Source organism: Streptomyces sp. NPDC020362, assembly GCF_040642095.1.
Taxonomy (GTDB): domain Bacteria; phylum Actinomycetota; class Actinomycetes; order Streptomycetales; family Streptomycetaceae; genus Streptomyces.
In genome coordinates this window covers 53,624-70,219 of record NZ_JBFAET010000028.1, presented here as the reverse complement: position 1 = coordinate 70,219, position 16,596 = coordinate 53,624, and the positions used below count along the sequence as shown (strand labels likewise).

Here is a 16,596-nt window from a genome sequence, read left to right as displayed (position 1 = left end):
ATAAGCGCCACGCGCCGGCGGCGGCCCCGGGGGGCCCCCCCCCCCCCCCCCCGGCACCGGGGGGGGCCCGCCCGTTACCCACGGGGCGGCCCCCCCTCATGCCCCGCGTCACTCCAGCACGGCGTCGACCGAGAAGTACCGTCCCTCGGCGCGGCAGCGCTCCATGACCGCCTCGAACCGGGGCAGATGGCGCTCCTGCTCGTCCAGCAGCACAGCCGGGTCGAGTCGCTGCAGCAGCCGTCGCAGCACCAGGATCAGCCAGCCGGCGTCCGGTTCGGCTCCCTGGTGGTGCAGCCAGACCTGCACGCACGAGGCGGCCGCATGGTGCACGCAGTGCTCGGCCGCCGCCCGGGAGCCGACGACCGAGCCGGCGTCGATCCCGCGCTCGGCCACCCCGCCGTACAGCGCGGAGCGCCGCCGGTCCAGCGCGGCCGTCACCTCCGCGAGGTCCGCGGCCTGCTGCGGGGTGCACCGCGCCGCCGCCTGCTCGGCCAGTTCGGTGAGCGCGCCGCGCCAGGACCGGATGATCTCGTCCTGTCCGCCGGTCGTCAGCGTGAGTTCGTCACCGTCCGGCACCCACACGGGGGCCTCGCGGGAGAGGTCGAACAGCTCGCTCAGCACCTGCTCCGAACCGGGGACGGGACGGTCGTACACCTCGGCCAGGGCGGTCAACTGGGTGGCGATGAGGTGGAGGTTGACGTGCGTGGTGCCTTCGAAGATCGTGGTGATGGCGTGGTCCCGGCGGATCTTCTGGAAGGCGCCGGAGGCGACCAGCTCGCGGAGATAGCCCCGGGCGCCGAGCACCTTGGCCACGTGTTCGAGGACCTCCTCGCCGATCACCGGAACCAGGTACTTCACGACCGAGGACCACAGAGCCATGCGCGCCGGTACGACACTGAGCGCCCGCGCCACCGGGATCGCCGTGCACTCGGCCGCCAGCAGGTCCAGGTGTGCGCCCACGAGGTGTTCGCGCACCACCGGGATGCTGAGGATCGGACGGCCGTACAGCTGACGCCGGTGCGCGTAGTCGAGCCCTATCCGCAGGGCCGCGTCCATCGTGCCGAGGGACATCCCGCCGATGGCGGTCCGGGTGATCTGCAGACAGCGGACCATGTCGAGGCTGCCGCGGCCGGGCCGCCCGACGACGGCGTCGGCGGGGACGGGTGCGCCGTGCAGGGCGATGCCGCTCAGGTCGTGGCCGCGCAGCCCGACCGTGCGCACCACGGGCTTGGGTGTCCAGGAGCCGGGCGGCAGGTCCTCCTTGTCCGCCAGCAGAAGCATCGGGCCGCGGGGGCCGCGGGCAAGTACGGTGACGAAGCGTCCCTGGGTGGCGTTGCCCACCGGCCACTTCTCGCCGTCCAGGACGTAACGGTCACCGTCCCGACGGGCCGTGGTGGCGGTGGCCGCCACATCGCTGCCGGCGTCCGCCTCGGAGACGCCGAAGCACACCGCGTCCCCGGCCAGCACGCCCTCGGCCACGAGCTTGCGCTGCTCGGGGGTGCCCCACAGCCACACCGGCTGGGCGCCCAGCGCGCTCGAGCCGAACTTCACCGCCAAGGTCAGGTTGCGGCGCGCCACCGAGCGGATCAGTGCCTGAGCCGACTCCAGGTTGAGCAGTGTGCCGCCCACGGACTGCGGGACGAGACAGCCCGTCAGCCCCCAGGCGCGCAGGGTCTCGAACGCCCCCGGCGGTATCGCGTCACGCTCCTCGTGGGCGACGGTCTCGGCGAACGAGAACGGGCCGGACGAGGCGAGCGGATCCCCCAGCAGCTCCTCCAGCTCGGCAATCAGCCTCCTGGTGGGGCGAGGGACGGAATTCGGCTCCATTCAGCCACTCCTGTGCAGGGATTTCGGGATTCGTCGCCACGACGTCCCGGACCAGTGTCGCGATCTACCCGCCTCGTCCCCAGGCATGCGGCAGGCAACTCGTCATGCCCCCAAGTTGCCGAGACTGTGCCTAGGCTTCGCGGTTCGCGGTGGTCGAGAGTAGGCGGAGCGACTTGGCGGGAAATCGAAGGGATCACCGCGAATGACTACCGAGGCCCCTGGGGAACAGGACTCCACGCTTTTCACCCTGGAGAAGACCAGGGACAGTCTCATGGAGGTCGATGCGGCGTTCCGGGCCAATCTGAACTGGAACTACGGTGAGCGTAAAAACCGTATCTGGGCGCTCTATGAAAAGAACAAGAACGCCCAGTGGAATGCCACCACGGACATCGACTGGAATCACGACGTCCGGTTCGGTGAGCCGCTGAACGAGGCCGAGAGCGCCGGCCTCGCGTCCTTCGTCGTCGGCGAAGGCAGCCCGGTGCCCAGGGAACTGCTCAACCAGTTCCGCTGGGAGTACCTGGCCTGGATGATCAGCCAGTTCCTGCACGGCGAGCAGGGCGCCCTGGTGACCACCGCGCGCCTGGTGGAGACCGTGCCCGACATGGAGGCGAAGATCTACGCCGCCTCGCAGGTGGCCGACGAGGCCCGGCACGTGGAGGCGTACGCCAGGTACGTCGACGAGAAGCTGGGCACGTCCTACCCCATCAACCCCGGCCTGAAGGCTCTGCTGCGCGACCTTCTGCGGGAGTCGGACTGGGACATCGTCTACCTCGGCATGCAGGTCATCGTCGAGGGGCTGGCGCTGGCGGCCACCCGGCTGGCCAGCACCGGTTTCGGCGACCCCATCATCACCTCCATCACGCGGATGGTCGCCCGGGACGAGGCGCGGCACATCGGCTTCGGCGTCGTCTCGCTCACCGGGATGTACGACGAGATGACCAGCGCGGAGCAGGACGTGCGGGAGCAGTTCCTGCTGGAGTCCATCCATCTGATGTCCCGTCGCTTCCTGCTGCGGGAGGTCTGGGAGCGCATGGAGCTGGACGTCGAACGCGGCGTCACCTTCGCGATGAACGACCCGATGATGTTCGGCTACCGGCAGCTGCTGTTCCAGCAGGTGATCCATGTGCTGCGGCAGCTCGGGCTGCTCAGCCCGAAGATCCGTGAGCTGTTCCTCAGCGAGTCACTGGCCAAGCCCGAGGCGTTCCGCGGCATGGCCTAGGCCGTGCCGCGCGTGAGCCGAACGGAACGGAGGAGCGTGTCCGCACACCACGACGACATCGTCATCACCGGGCTCGCTGCCACCTCGCCCCTGGGCGGCACCGCCCGCAGCACCTGGCAGGCCCTGCTGGCCGGCGCCTCGGCGGCGGTCCCGCTGACCGAGGCCTGGGCCGCCGGCCTGCCGGTGCGCATCGCCGCCCCGGCCGCGGTGGAACCGGGGCCCCTGCTGGACCGCATCCAGGCCCGGCGCACCGACCGCGCGGCCCAGTTCGCCCTCGTGGCGCTGCGCGAGGCGTGGGCGGACGCCGGTTTCACCGGTGCCGCAGGCGCACCGGGGGCGCCCGCGGCGGAGCGGGTGGCCGTTGTCGTCGGCAGCGGTATCGGCGGGCTAGGCACCCTGTTGCCGGCCCATGATCTGATCCGGGCCGGCGACACCCGCCGGGTCTCCCCGTACACCCTGCCGATGCTGATGACCAACGCGGCGGCGGCCCTGTGCGCGCTGGAGGTGAACGCGACCGCCGCGGCACAGGCCCCCGCGACGGCCTGTGCGGCGGGCGCGGACGCCGTCGCCACCGGGCTCGACCTGATCAGGGCGGGCCGCGCCGACGTCGTCGTGGCGGGCGGCACGGAAGCGGTGATCAACCCCATGGCCATCACCGCGTTCGCCGCGATGAAGGCGCTGTCCCGCACCAACGACGCCCCGGCGTGCGCGTCCCGGCCCTTCGACAAGAAGCGCGACGGCTTCGTGCTCGGTGAAGGCGCGGCCCTGCTGGTCCTGGAGTCCGGACGGCACGCCCGTGCCCGCGGCGCCCGGATCTACGCGGAGCTGGCCGGAGCGGGGATGAGCGCCGACGCCCATCACGTGGCCCGTCCGCATCCGAGCGGTGCGGGGATGGCGCATGCCATCGAGCGTGCCCTCGACGACGCCGGTCTCGCGGCCGGGGACATCGGGCACATCAGTGCGCACGCCTCGTCCACGCCGGCGGGCGATGCCGCCGAGGCGACCGCCATCCGCTCGGCGCTCGACGGGCCGGGCCGCGCGGTGTCGGCGATCAAGGCGTCGGCCGGACACCTCATCGGTGCCTCCGGGGCGCTGGCGGCGGCGATGACGGTGCTGGCTCTGCACCACCGTGTCGCGCCGCCGATCGTCAACCTCGAGGATCCGGACGACGCATGCGACCTCGACCTGGTGCGTGGCGAGCCCCGGCCGCTGCCGCCCGGGGGACTGGCCGCCCTGTCCCACAGCGCGGGCTTCGGCGGGCACAACACCGTGCTGGCCTTCCGCAACCACCGTCCCGCGCCGGGAGTCCCCGGCCCCGGATGATCCGGACGGACGGAAGGTCCGGTACACAACACGGCGGCGCCGGCCGCGCGGACGAGCGGGGGAGGTCGTCCTGCGCGGCCGGCGCCTGTTCATGTGGCCGACATGGTCCGTGGCCCGCGCTCGGTCGGCTGTGGGCCGGTGCTCAGGCGGCGAGCGGCCAGTCTCCGCCGTGCGGCGCGAGGGCCAGGCGAACCTGCTCGGCGGTCGGCATGGTGGCCTCGCCGGCCTGCAGGTGCTTCTGGATGAGGTCGACTATGTCCTGGACCGTCTCGAGCCCCATGGTCTGCTCGTACGGCAGGGCGTCGAGCTCGAACAGGTCCTCGACGATGTAGCCCAACTCGGCCATCGCGAGCGAGTGGTAGGCCAGGTCGCTGATGAACTTGGTGGTCGATGTGACGTCCCTCTTGGCGGGGGCGAGGCAGTGGACCAGCTTCCCGATCACGTCGGGAACGAAGGCGGCATCGAGCGCGGTCGCGGTGTCAGTCATGCCAGGATCCTCGCCAGCCGGGCGGCCCGTCTCCAGGCAGGGGCTCCGGCAACGTCCAGGCAAGTAGCCGCGACCGCCGGAACTTGCCGTTCCGGCAGGCTGATTGCCGCCCCTTTTCCTGGGGACGGCTCCGATCACCCACCTACGATGAAGGTCATGAACAGCGGCGCTTCGCCGACACGGTCGGCCTCCTGGATCCTGGGCCGCGTCAGCGTGACGCGTCCCGGGACTCGGCTCATCTGCATACCCCAGGCCGGCGCCGGATCGGGCTCCTTCCGAGCCTGGCGGGACCGGCTGCCGCCCGGGATCGAACTCGCGCCGGTGGAGCTGCCCGGCCGCGGCACCCGCGCGGACGAGGAGCTGCCGCAGACGCTGGAGGAACTCGCCGAACAGCTGCTGGCCGGGCTGGCCGGGGAGCTGGAGCCGCCGTACGTGCTTTTCGGTCATAGTCTGGGCGGTCTGCTGGCCCACCAGCTCACCCTCCTGCTCCAGGAGCGCGGCGGTCCCGCCCCCCTCGCCACGGTGGTCGCGGCGGCACGCGCCCCGCACCGGCCGTCCGTCACGGAGATCCACACGGCCGACGACGGGGAACTGCTGCGCTGGCTCGCGGGCCACGACGCCCTGCCCCGGGAGATGTTCGACCACCCCGACTTCCTGCGCCAGGTGCTGTCCGTCCTGCGCAGGGACCTCGCGCTCGCCGAGTCCTACGTCGTGGCACCCCCCATGCCACTGCACACACCCCTGCACGTTCTCGGAGGCGTCGAGGACCCGGTGGTGCCGACGGCCGAGCTGCACCACTGGTCCGCCTGTGCGGCGGGCGAGTTCTCCCTGACCCTCCTGCCGGGCAGTCACGGCTTCCCCCAGCGGGATCCCGCTGCCGTGCTGGACGCCCTCGGCAGGGCATTGCCCGGGGCCTTACGGCCCGACGACGAGCAGTAGGTGAATATGACTCCCCCCACGACCTGGCTCCTGGCCGCGCAGCACCAGCCGATGGACGACAAGGTGCTGATCCTGATCAATGTGGCCGTCATTCTCGTCATCTCGGCCATCGTGATCGGCTCGCAGTTCAACGTCCGTGAGGTCAGAGCCCAGACCTACTTGTGGTGCGTGCTGCTCGGCCTGCGCGGCCTGCTGCCCCCCGGGCCGAGTGAAGCCACCGTGTCCGGCATCACGTTCCTCGTGATCGGCCTGGCCTTCTCCTTCGGGTTCGGCTACTACCGGGGCCGCACGATCCCGATGTGGCGGGACCAGACGGGCCGGCTGCTGCGCAAGGGCAATCGCACCACCATGTACCTGTGGCTGGGCAACCTGCTGGAGCGGTTCGTCCTCGGCGCTGTTGCCGCGGTGTTCTTCGGCGAGCCGTTCAACGGCACCGGCATCTGGCTCAGCGTCGGCGTGACCCTGGCCGCCCAGCAGTGGGTCATGCAGCGTCGCGCCCCCGGCATCACCGAGATACGCCCCTACGGACCGTCCTCCCCGGCCGTCCAGGAGAACGGCGCGGAAACAGGGAGCTGACTTTCTCGCCAACCTTGCAGCCGCGAGGGGCGGGCGAGGGGCTTCCATTCCCAAGAGGGCTGCGGTGCACGATAAGTGCTGCGGTGCCAGACAAGTGCTGCGGTGTCAGACAAATGATGCGCCGCCGGACAAGTGATGTGGTGCCAGATACGGACGGAGCCTCTGGCAGCACAGATCTGCCGGAGGTTTCACGCATGGACCGATATCAGCGACAAACCGACGGTTGAAAGGGTTCGCCGAGCCCGCCGCCGCCTGGCGCATCACCCACAGCCACGAGGCGTTACCTAAACCGGTTCAATGAGAAGTTGCCGGTCCCGGCAATTGCCTATCCGCCCGGCAACTGGAGTCCGAATTCAATCGATGGCATAGTCACTGGCCACAGCATGGACTTGCTGTACGACACGACGGGTTATGCTCAAGACGGACTAATGTAAGGTAAATTTTCCGTAATGGAGCTTGCTTTGAGGCGGTTGTTTGTGGATAGGATCAACTAAATCTTCGAGGGAGCGCGGAACTCCGACGAGAGTCCTCTAGGCTCCTGAAGTGATACCAGCTGCCATCGATCAATGAATCCCCATATCGTTCGGCATGACGTCCAATTCATATCGGGTGGCACGCAGGATTTCTGAATTACCGTACGGGGGCAAGAAGTGAATAGTCATGGACAGTAACCAGCTCGGCGCCATGCTTGTGGCTCGCCGAAAACTGGTGGGCTGGAGCCAGGAGAAGTTAGCGGAACGCTCGAACGTCAGCGTACGCACCATCAGAAACCTCGAAACGGGAGCCATCAAGAACCCGCGCCGCAGCTCGGTGGGGCTGCTGCTGGAGGCTCTGCGGTCGGTGACCGATGACAACGATTCCCCGGTCCCGCATCGGGGCCGCTCGGGCGTCTCGGCCGAGGCGTTCCTGCCGGGCTTCGAGCTGGATCTGCTGACCGATGCCGTGGAGGTTCCGGCCGACGCGAAGTGGACCGGAATCCGGCCGAAGACGGATGTGACCATCGGCCGGCAGGCCGACGTGGCGCATGTGATGACCACGCTGCGCCGGGGCTGGCCGCTGATCCTCACCGGGCCCGTCGGAGTGGGCAAGACCCGGCTGGCGCTGGAATGCGCCGCCCGTATGCTGCCCCGCTACCGGGACGGCGTGGCGGTGCTGGAGCTGGGCTCGCTCACTCCAGAGAACGCCGACGCCCGCGCCGCCGCCGAGGTCCGCCGCCTCATCGACCAGGTCGTCCCCGCGGACGGCGCGTCGGGCGGCTCTCCGGGGGCGGAGCCGGAGATGCTCCTCGTGATCGACAATGCCGAGCATCTGCTCGACGCCGTCACCGCCGAGGTGAAGGCACTGCTCGCACGGCATCCGGGCCTGCACATCCTGATCACCTCGCTGCGCGCGCCGGCGTTGCTGCCCGCCGACCTGTGGGAGGTGGCGCCGCTGTCCTGCGACTGGACGGAGGGCGCAGGCGGCTACCCGCCGGCCGCCGAACTGTTCTTCCGCCGGGTGCACACCGCGGTCCCGACCCTCGACCTCAGTGACCAGATGCAGGACGTGGTGGAGCTGTGCCGGCGGCTCGGCGGGATCCCGCTCGCCGTCGAGCACGCCGCCTTCCGGCTGCGTTCGGTCCCCCTGCGCATCCTGATCGACGGGCAGCCGGTGCTGCCCATGCTCCACCAGGACGACGTGGGCGGGCTCTCGCACGGGCGCTCGCTGCACCGCAGCATCGCCTGGGCCTACGGCCTGCTCGACGGCTGCCAGCGCAGCGTTCTGCGGCAGTTGCTGCGACTGCCCGAGGAATTCTCCATCCGTGACGTTCTGGAGAGTGCCGCCGACTGCGAGCAGCCCGAGTCCGGAACCATCGACGTTCTTTCGGATCTGGTGGACTTCTCCGCGATCCAGGTCAGACGAAACCGTCAGTACGCCTACCGCATCTCCGGAATGATGCGCGAATACATCGGCGCGGTCTCCGTCTGAGCCGCTGCGTATCCACACCGCTTTTCCCATCTTTCCTCGCCGAGTCTTTCCATGAGCACGAGGAGACCTTATGACGGTCATGACAGATGGGCAGGAGGAGAAAGCGGAGACAACGCCGCAACTCACCCCTGTCATCGATACCGACGTCCACGAGATGATCTCCGGACCGAGATTTCTCTTCTACGTCGAAGAGCCCTATCGGAGCAGAATTCACATCAACAACTGGACGGGCACCCATCTGCCCTACACCTGGCCCACCACGGGTGGAGTGGCCAGGCCGGACACCATCCGGACGCCCGGTGAGCGCGCTGGCGGCGACCTCAACATGATGAGGGAGCAGCACCTCGACCCGTACAACATCAAGTACGCCGTGCTCACCGGCCTGCTCTACCCCACAGAGTTCAAGGTGCAGCCCGACTTCGCCGCCGCGATCGCACGGGGCTACAACAACTGGCTGATCAAGGAGTGGCTGCGCAAGGACGAGCGGCTCCTCGGCTGCATGCACATCGCGGCCCAGGACCCGGCCTCCGCCGTCGCGGAGATCGACCGGATCGGCCCCCATCCGAAGATCGTGCAGATCATGCTGCCGGCGATGTCCCACGACACCCTGGGCCGGGACTTCTACCACCCGATCTACGAGGCCGCCGTCCGTCACGACCTCGCCATCGGCTTCCACCACGGCACCACCACCGAGACCGCGGTCGGCCTGCCGCCGTACTTCGTCGAATGGCACACCGCGGCGACCCAGGCATGGCAGTCGCAGCTGATCAGCCTGGTGGCGGGCGGGGTGTTCGACAAGTTCCCCACGCTGCGGGTGGTGATGGTCGAGTCCAGCTGGACCTGGCTGCCGCATCTGATGTGGCGGTTCGACAAGAACTACCGCGCGCTGCGCCGGGAGATCCCCTGGGTCAAGCGGCTGCCCAGTGAATACATTCGCGAGCAGGTCAAGTTCACCACGCAGCCGATGGAGAACCCGGACAACCCCCAGCATCTGCTGGACATGTTCGAGATGGTCGGCACCGACGAGTTCCTGATGTTCTCCTCGGACTACCCGCACTGGGATTCCGACAGCCCCGAGCGCTCGCTTCCGTCGTGTTTCTCCCCGGAGCTGAAGCAGAAGATCCTCTACGACAACGCCGCCAAGTTCTACCGGATCGGGGAGTACGCACAATGACGGCCGCTGCGCGTGCCTCCGACCGTACCCGCCACGAGGTGTGCCCGATCGGCGAACTCCCACCCGGTCACATGCGCCTGTTCACCACGGGCAGGCGCCGCATCCTCGTGGCGGCCTTTCCGGGCGGCGAGTACCGGGCCATGTCCGACTACTGCCCGCACCACGGGGCCTCGCTCTCCGCCGGGCAGCTGGAGCGGATGTGGCAGGCGGGACCGGACGGCCGGCACGTGGCCGACCCCGACCGCTGGGTGATCGTGTGCCCTTTCCACAACTACGAGATCGATGCGCGCACCGGCTGCCCGGTGGTGAAGCTGGGCCGCTCCCGGGCGGCCACCTACGAGGTGGCGGTCGAGGCCGGCACGGTCGTGGTCTACGTCTAACCCGAGTGGGGATCGATGACAACGGTGGATACTCCCGCCTGCGCCGAGGAAGACGGCGGGGCATCGGACAGCGCAACTTCTCCGCCGGACGGGTGTTTGCCACGTCTGGTCGACAGCACGAAACTGATCGGCGACCCCCGGGACAGCGCCGTCGTCCGGGCTTCGCACCGCGTCTACGAGCACTTGGTGGCGATGTTCGCACCGGGCCTGATCGAGGCGGCGTTCGACCTCGGGGCCTTCGTCGCCCTGGCGGACGGGCCGGCCGGCGCGGCCGAGCTGGCCGAGCGCCTGGACGCCGATCCGCTGGGCGTACGGGTGCTGCTGGACGGGCTGTCCTGCTACGAGATCGTGTACCGGGAGAGCACCGGGGAGGGGGGCCATCGTTACCGGCTCGCCGACGGCATGGCCGAATGCCTGCTGCCCGGCGGGCTGTACAGCCTGGCGGGCCGGATCCGGTACGACCGGGCCATCGGCTGGGACGCCTGGCGCGACCTGGCCCAGCACGTCAAGCACCCCGCCCGTGACGAGTCCGGCGCCTACCGCGCCAACCAGCTCTCGGCCGAGGACTACGAGTCCGTGGCCCGCGGCATCAACTTCTGGGCGCCGCCCATCGTCGAGGCCCTGGCGGGACTGCTGACGGACGCCGACTGGAAGGAGGAGACGGCCCGCTCGATGCTGGACATCGGCTGCGGGACCGGCATCTACAGCCAACTGCTCCTGCAGCGGTTCAAGGCACTGACGGCCACCGGTCTGGACGATCCCCGGATCGTGCCCATCGCCGCTGAGCAGGCCCAACGGCTGGGTGTGGGCACCCGGTTCAGCCCGGTCTCCCAGGACTTCTTCCAGCAGCCGTGGCCCGACGCCCAGGACCTCGTACTGCTCGTCAACATCTTCCATCTGCAGACCGCCGACGGTGCCCAGGAACTGATGCACCGGGCACGGCAGGCGGCCCGCGAGGACGGGGTGGTCGCGATCGTCGACCACATCGTGGACGACGACAGCGGTCCGCAGTCGCCCCACAACCGGTTCTTCCGCCTGTTCTCGGCGTCCATGCTCGTCACCGGCGGCGGTGACTCCTTCTCGCTCGCCGAGTACGACCAGTGGCTCGAGCGGGCGGGTCTGCGCCGGACGGCGCTGGTCGACACCCCGATGCACCGCATCCTGCTCGCCCGACACGCATGACACACCCGGCAGGCACGCCGAGCGGGCTCTCTCTGCTTGCTGTATCCCATCTTCGTCTGGAGGCAAGGACGTGACCGAAAACCTGGTGCTGGACGCGGCGAGAATGACCGCTTCCGACATTTTCAACGCCACCGTCGCCTCGTCCGCGATCGGCGCGGCCTGGGAGGTCGGCGCACTCGACGAGCTCGCCGGCCACGACAAGCTCGACATCGCCGAGTTCGCAGACCGCCAAGGGCTGGACCCGTCGGCGACCGAGGGCATGTTCCAGGCCCTGGCCAGCGTGCGCATCGTGCAGCGCAGCGCGGGCATGGTGCTCCCCGACGTCAACTTCACCGAGGTCTTCCGGGCCAAGGCCTTCTACCACTGGCTGTCCCGGGGCAGCGCGGCGCTCTTCGCCGACATGCCCGCAGTGCTGCGGAACGAGAACCGGTCCGGGCAGTTCTACCGGCGCGACTCCTCCGCGATAGCCGTCGCCTGCCGGGACATCAACGCCAACTTCTTCGACCCGGTCTTCCACGAGGTCGTGGGCAAGCTGGAGTTCACCAAGATCGCGGACCTCGGCTGCGGCAGCGGGGAGCGGATCATCAGCGTGCTGCGCGGCAACCCGGACGCGACCGGGCTGGGCATCGACATTGCCGAAGGCGCCCTGGGCGTGGCCGAGGAAGCGGTCCGGGAGGCGGGCTTCGACGACCGGATCTCGTTCATCCTGGACGACGCCACCGCGCCGGCTCCGCATACCGAGTTCGCCGATGTCGACCTGCTGACGAGCTTCCTGATGGGGCACGACCTGTGGCCGCGCGACAACTGCGTGGCCTCGCTGCGGCGGCTGCGGGCGGCCTTCCCCAACGTCCGGCGGTTCCTGCTCGGGGACACGGCCCGGACCACCACCATCCCGGACAGCGAGATCCCGGTCTTCACCCTGGGCTTCGAGGTGGCGCACCGGATGATGGGCGTCTATCTGCCGACCCTGGAGGAGTGGGGCGGAGTGTTCGAGGAGGGCGGCTGGCGGCTGGTCGCCGAGCACCGGGTGGAGACGCCGGCGGACAGCGTGATCTTCGAGCTGGAACCGCTCGCTTCCTGACCCTAAGGCGCGCCGGGGGCACGGACCCCACGGTGTCCACGAGTTCACCGCCGGCACCGGCCGGATCGGCGTCGGTGTCGGCGGTGAACTCCACAGGACCGCGGTGTCCGGAACGAGGAGGCCTCTGCCTGCGGCAGCGACCGGTTCCCGAGCACCGTCCTGCGTACGCGGCTGGTCTGCACACAGCACGCTGTGAGCAGACCTGCCGCGTACGGCTGTGCCCGGTGTCAGCTGTACCGCTCGTCGAGATACTCCGAGAGGCGCTGCCGATTGACGATCAGACGTGAGGTCTGTGAGATGTCGATGAGTCCGTTGTTCCGGAAGGACTTGAGGAAGAGGCCGATACGGGATCGGGTGGTGCCCACCATCCTGGCCAGCTCTTCGTGAGTGATCCGCTGCTCGATGCGCGGGGTGCGTCGATCACCTTTACCCAGCTTGTCGGCCAGGTCGAGCAATATCGTTCCGAGGCGCTGTTCGCTGTCGACGGTCAGCAGGTCCGTTATCGCCTGCTGCTGTTCGGACAGCCGGTGGGACAGGTAGGCGACAAAATCGTCGATCAATCCCACTTCGGTGATGGTGCTGATGAAGCGCGAGTACGGCACCCGGTACATGACGCAGTCCTGCATCGCAATGGTCGACTCCTCGCGCGCCATCCCCCATGCGCCCTGTTCCCCGAACATTTCACCCGGAGAACATATGCGCAGCAGGCACTCTTTTCCGCTGCGTGAGAACGTGACCGTCTTGAGCCGTCCACTCTCGAGGAAGTAGATGTTCTGATCGATGTCGCCGCAGCTGTAGGCGTAGTCGTTCTTCTCGAGTGTGAGGCGCGTGCCGACCAGAGGTCCGTCCACCAGGAGATCTCTCAGTCCGCTCATGAACTCGGCGGACGTCGGGAGGGCATGCGCGGTGCTCATCGGTCGTGTACTCCCCGTGCAACTCAAAGCAGTTGGATGAGCCGACTGCGTTCTGTGAATCATGTCCGCGCCGGGTCGGCGGCTCCGCGTGCCGAGAAGTCCGGATGTGCCGGATCTTTTCGTGATGCAACGGCGGGAGCCGCCGTGCCGCAGTGGCGGGAGTATTTACTCACGGGGTTTAGCTTAGCCAACTCGGCAACTGATGTGTAGTCGCCATCTATGTGCCTTCCGGGAGGGCGGACGAGCGCCTGTTCCTGGTCGGTCACTCACTGCGCGGAATGGGAATGCGGAAGGATTCGATGCCGTCAGGGTTTCACCATGCGATCGACAGCTGCTGGGGGCCGCGGAACAACATGCCCGTCTTCCACGGGATCTCCTGAGCCGGCACGCTCAGGTGTACATCCGGGAAGCGTTCGAGCAGCGTGCCGATCGCCACCTGCAGCTCCATGCGCGCGAGCTGGGCGCCGAGGCAGTAATGCGCTCCATGGCCGAGTGTCAGGTGCGGGTTCTTCTCCCGGGTGATGTCCAGCCGGTCCGGATCGGTGAACACCCGGGGGTCACGGTTGGCGTGGGACACGGGTGCCAGGACCCCCTCACCGGCACGCACCGTGCCGCCGCTCAGCTCGACGTCCTCCGTCGCGATACGGGCATTGACGATGCCGATGCCGAGCGGAACGAAGCGCAACAGCTCCTCCACCGCGCGCGGCAGCAGCTCGGGCTGCTCGCGGAGCAGGGTCAGCTGGTCCTCGTGGGTGAGCAGAACGTAGATCATGTTGGCCAGCTGATGAGCCGTCGTCTCGTGCCCGGCGATGAGCAGCGTGACCGCGAAGGTGATCAGCTCCTCCTCGGAGAGGCGGTCCTCGTCGTCCCTGGCCGCCACGAGGACCCCCAGCAGGTCGTCGTGGTGGGCCGCCCGGCGCGCCGCCACCAGGTCCGCCAGGTAGCAGTAGAGGGCGAAGTTGGCCGCCGCCACCTCCTCCTTGCTGTACGTCGTGGAGGACATGATCATCTCGGACCAGTGCTGGAACCTGCCCCGGTCCTCGTAGGGCACGCCCAGCAGCCGGCAGATCACCGCGACGCTGAACGGTTCGGCGAGGTCCTTCACGGCGTCGGCCGGCGGCCCCTTGCGCGCCATGTCGTCGATGAGGCCGGAGGCGAGCTCCTCGAGCCAGGACTGCATCTCGCCGATCCGCCGCGGGGTGAACGCCTTGGACACCAGGCGGCGAAGGCGGGTGTGGTCCGGGGGATCGATGCTGAGGATGTTCTCGCTGCGCAGGCTCAGCGGCGTGGTGCGCGGAGTGTCCTCACCCACCGAGGCCCGGCTGAAACGCGGGTCCGAGTTGACGATCTTGACATCGTCGTGACGAGCGACCAGCCAGCCCTCGGCGCCGTACGGAAGCTGCACCCTGGCGAGAGGTTCCTGCTCCCGGAGTTCGGCGACCCGCGGATGGATCTCCAGCCCGTTCGTCGGTCCCTGGAAGGGGTAGCTGTACACCCGTCCTGTCTCGGTCATGCCGTCCCACTCCTTCTGCTCCTGCCCGCGGCCGGGCCGGACTTCCCCCGTGGGCCGAAGGCCCGCGTGAAGCTCTTTTGCTTCGGAGCCTGATCGAACGGTCCCGCCAGGTCTGCTCACTGTTGAGCAGTGAGCGCTTCTTGCCGGAAGCTCCGGGTCCGTGGGCGGTGTGAGAAGAACGGTGCGGTGCCGAACACCCCGTGGCGCACGGTCCGCCGGTGGTCGGCCGGGGGCACGGATGGGGGAGCGGGCCATCCGTGCCCGTCCCGGCCGGACTCCTCGGCCCGGGCGTGCGCAGCCGGTTCACCCCCCCCGGCAATTTGCCGATCTCCACGTGGTATCCGCGGGGGCCCGGACGGTGCGGACCGCCGCTCGCGGGGAGCGCGCCGCCACCCGCACCGCCGGGCCGCTCCCCTCCCGGGTGCGGCTTCCGTCAGAGCCCCGTCACCCGCGCCACCGTGAACGGCGTCTGCGGTACCCCCGAGCCCATCGGGCCGCCCTTGTCGAACTGGGAGCGGACGACCAACAGGCCTTCGCGGGTGTGGGCCAGGGTGGTCGGAATCTGGAGCGCGGGGTCGGTCAGACGGCGGCGGAGGCGGGCCGTGGTGCCGTCCGGGGACAGCTCCCAGCGGGTGAGGGTGTTGGTGGCGTTGTGCGCGGCCCACAGCGTGCGACGGTGCACTTCCAGGCCGTCGCCGTTGACCAGGTCACCTCCTTCCAGGGTGACTTGACGCACCGAGCCGGTGCCGGTGTGCACGCGGTAGAGGCCGCCGCCCGTCATGTCGACGGCGAACAGCAGGCGTCCGGTGGGGTCCGCGGCGATGCCGTTGAGGGTGTACGCGCCGGACTGGTGCGGGGGCACGGCGCTGCTCAGGTCGTAGCGCTCGGTGAGCGGTGCGCGGCCGCCGCGGGCGCGGGTCACCTCGTCCGGGGTGACGCGGTAGATCACCGGCCGCACGCTGTCGGTGGCGTAGGCCGTGCCGTCCGCGGTGATCACGAGGTCGTTCACGAAGCGCGCGGCGCCGGCCGGGACCTCGAAGCGGGCGGCGAGCGAGCGGTCGCGCAGGTCGTAGACGTCGATCCCGGCGGTCGAGTCGATGACCCACAGGCGGCCCGCCCGGTCGACCTTCAGTCCGTTCGCCGTCGTACGGCCGTCCGCGCCCGCGGGGAGGAAGACCTCTGCCGTGCGGCGTCCGGCGGCGGCACGGTAGACGGCGCCGGTGGTGTAGGAGCCGACGTACGCGTCCCTCGTGCGTGCGTCGAGAGCGATGCCCTCCGGGTAGGCCCGGTCGCCGGGGAGGGCGAAGGCCGTGGAGATGCGGGGGCCGGTGGCCGCGACCGCAGCGGGGGCGGTGGCGGCGACGGCCAGGGCGGCCGCGCCGGTCAGGAAGGTGCGGCGGTGGATCGAACGGGACACGTCAGTGCCTCTCGGTTCGGGTGCTCACTGTATGACGAATTCGAATCTAGATTAGACCTCTAATCATCGCCAACGGATTAACCTGTCGCGGGTGACCTCCATGCCCGCCTCCGAGCGCCTCGGCTCCCACCTCAAGCGGGCCGAGCAGGCCCTCAACGCGACCAAGACCGCGGTCCTGAAGCCGGCGGGCGTGACGGTCGCGCAGTACGGCGCCCTGCTGCACCTCGCCGGCAACCCCGGCATCTCGGCCGCCGCCCTGGCCCGGCTGTGCGGGGTCACCCCGCCCACCATGAACACGGTCCTGAAGAACCTCCAGGACCGCGACTACATCGCCCGCACCCCGCACGAGTGGCACAGGAACGTCCTGGAGACCCGTCTCACCGAGGAGGGGCGCGCGGTCCTCGCCGACGCCGACGCCCGTGCCGTACGCGTCGAGCGGGCTCTGTCCGCCGCGTTCACCGACGAGGAGCGGGACACCCTGACCGGGCTGCTCGCCCGCTGTGTCGGCGTGCTGGAGGAACAGCGCCCCGCGGCCCCCTGACGGCCGTTCATGTCCCTCGCGGCAGCCCCCTCGGGCCCTTTGACGGGCTCAT

General features: G+C 69.2%; 15 protein-coding genes. 10 read left to right on the top strand and 5 right to left on the bottom strand.

Features of this window, described 5'->3' with window-relative positions:
• Window positions 1-108: 108 nt before the first annotated feature.
• Window positions 109-1,827 carry an acyl-CoA dehydrogenase family protein gene (locus AB0H32_RS14210; RefSeq protein ID WP_361119199.1) on the bottom strand — a complete coding sequence of 573 codons (1,719 nt, stop codon included), beginning with the start codon at window positions 1,825-1,827 and terminating at the stop codon, window positions 109-111.
• Between the two features lie 202 nt (window positions 1,828-2,029).
• On the opposite strand from AB0H32_RS14210, the gene AB0H32_RS14205 reads away from it, so the two are divergent.
• Both AB0H32_RS14205 and AB0H32_RS14200 read left to right on the top strand, forming a co-directional pair.
• On the top strand, window positions 2,030-3,049 hold the full coding sequence (locus AB0H32_RS14205) for a ferritin-like domain-containing protein (RefSeq protein ID WP_361119198.1): 1,020 nt from the start codon (window positions 2,030-2,032) through the stop codon (window positions 3,047-3,049).
• Between the two features lie 36 nt (window positions 3,050-3,085).
• Complete coding sequence (locus AB0H32_RS14200; RefSeq protein WP_361119196.1) at window positions 3,086-4,372, top strand: beta-ketoacyl-[acyl-carrier-protein] synthase family protein; 1,287 nt, start codon at window positions 3,086-3,088, stop codon at window positions 4,370-4,372.
• Window positions 4,373-4,514: 142 nt separating this feature from the next.
• Here AB0H32_RS14200 and AB0H32_RS14195 read toward each other — a convergent pair whose 3' ends face one another.
• On the bottom strand, window positions 4,515-4,859 hold the full coding sequence (locus AB0H32_RS14195) for a hypothetical protein (RefSeq protein ID WP_361119194.1): 345 nt from the start codon (window positions 4,857-4,859) through the stop codon (window positions 4,515-4,517).
• Between the two features lie 156 nt (window positions 4,860-5,015).
• Here AB0H32_RS14195 and AB0H32_RS14190 point away from each other — a divergent pair, with 156 nt between their 5' ends.
• The 7 genes from AB0H32_RS14190 to AB0H32_RS14160 all read left to right on the top strand — a co-directional run bounded on the left by AB0H32_RS14190 (window position 5,016) and on the right by AB0H32_RS14160 (window position 12,159).
• A complete protein-coding gene (locus AB0H32_RS14190) occupies window positions 5,016-5,798 on the top strand; it encodes an alpha/beta fold hydrolase (RefSeq protein ID WP_361119192.1) in 783 nt (260 codons plus the stop codon).
• Window positions 5,799-5,804: 6 nt separating this feature from the next.
• Window positions 5,805-6,374: a hypothetical protein gene (locus AB0H32_RS14185; protein WP_361119190.1), complete on the top strand. Its 570-nt coding sequence runs from the start codon at window positions 5,805-5,807 to the stop codon at window positions 6,372-6,374.
• A 660-nt stretch (window positions 6,375-7,034) separates the two neighbouring features.
• A complete protein-coding gene (locus AB0H32_RS14180; protein ID WP_361119188.1) occupies window positions 7,035-8,342 on the top strand; it encodes a helix-turn-helix domain-containing protein in 1,308 nt (435 codons plus the stop codon).
• 70 nt (window positions 8,343-8,412) lie between these two features.
• Window positions 8,413-9,516 (top strand): amidohydrolase family protein, encoded by a 1,104-nt coding sequence (locus tag AB0H32_RS14175; protein WP_361119186.1) that lies wholly within the window; start codon window positions 8,413-8,415, stop codon window positions 9,514-9,516.
• The gene (locus tag AB0H32_RS14170) at window positions 9,513-9,896 is read left to right on the top strand and encodes a Rieske 2Fe-2S domain-containing protein (RefSeq protein WP_361119184.1); all 384 of its coding nucleotides are present in this window, start codon (window positions 9,513-9,515) and stop codon (window positions 9,894-9,896) included. The genes AB0H32_RS14175 and AB0H32_RS14170 overlap by 4 nt, the downstream gene beginning before the upstream one ends.
• 96 nt (window positions 9,897-9,992) lie before the next feature.
• Entirely contained in the window at window positions 9,993-11,078 is a 1,086-nt protein-coding gene (locus AB0H32_RS14165) for a class I SAM-dependent methyltransferase (RefSeq protein WP_361119182.1), read from the top strand.
• A 70-nt stretch (window positions 11,079-11,148) separates the two neighbouring features.
• A complete protein-coding gene (locus AB0H32_RS14160) occupies window positions 11,149-12,159 on the top strand; it encodes a class I SAM-dependent methyltransferase (RefSeq protein ID WP_361119180.1) in 1,011 nt (336 codons plus the stop codon).
• Window positions 12,160-12,386: 227 nt separating this feature from the next.
• Here the strand turns inward: AB0H32_RS14160 and AB0H32_RS14155 are convergent, their stop codons facing one another.
• The 3 genes from AB0H32_RS14155 to AB0H32_RS14145 all read right to left on the bottom strand — a co-directional run bounded on the left by AB0H32_RS14155 (window position 12,387) and on the right by AB0H32_RS14145 (window position 16,003).
• Window positions 12,387-13,073 carry a Crp/Fnr family transcriptional regulator gene (locus AB0H32_RS14155; RefSeq protein WP_361119178.1) on the bottom strand — a complete coding sequence of 229 codons (687 nt, stop codon included), beginning with the start codon at window positions 13,071-13,073 and terminating at the stop codon, window positions 12,387-12,389.
• 313 nt (window positions 13,074-13,386) lie between these two features.
• Window positions 13,387-14,586, bottom strand: coding sequence for a cytochrome P450 (locus AB0H32_RS14150; RefSeq protein ID WP_361119176.1), 1,200 nt, complete (start codon window positions 14,584-14,586; stop codon window positions 13,387-13,389).
• Between the two features lie 433 nt (window positions 14,587-15,019).
• Entirely contained in the window at window positions 15,020-16,003 is a 984-nt protein-coding gene (locus AB0H32_RS14145; protein WP_361119174.1) for a superoxide dismutase, read from the bottom strand.
• A gap of 100 nt (window positions 16,004-16,103) precedes the next feature.
• Here AB0H32_RS14145 and AB0H32_RS14140 point away from each other — a divergent pair, with 100 nt between their 5' ends.
• Window positions 16,104-16,544 carry a MarR family transcriptional regulator gene (locus tag AB0H32_RS14140; RefSeq protein WP_361119205.1) on the top strand — a complete coding sequence of 147 codons (441 nt, stop codon included), beginning with the start codon at window positions 16,104-16,106 and terminating at the stop codon, window positions 16,542-16,544.
• Window positions 16,545-16,596 lie beyond the last annotated feature (52 nt).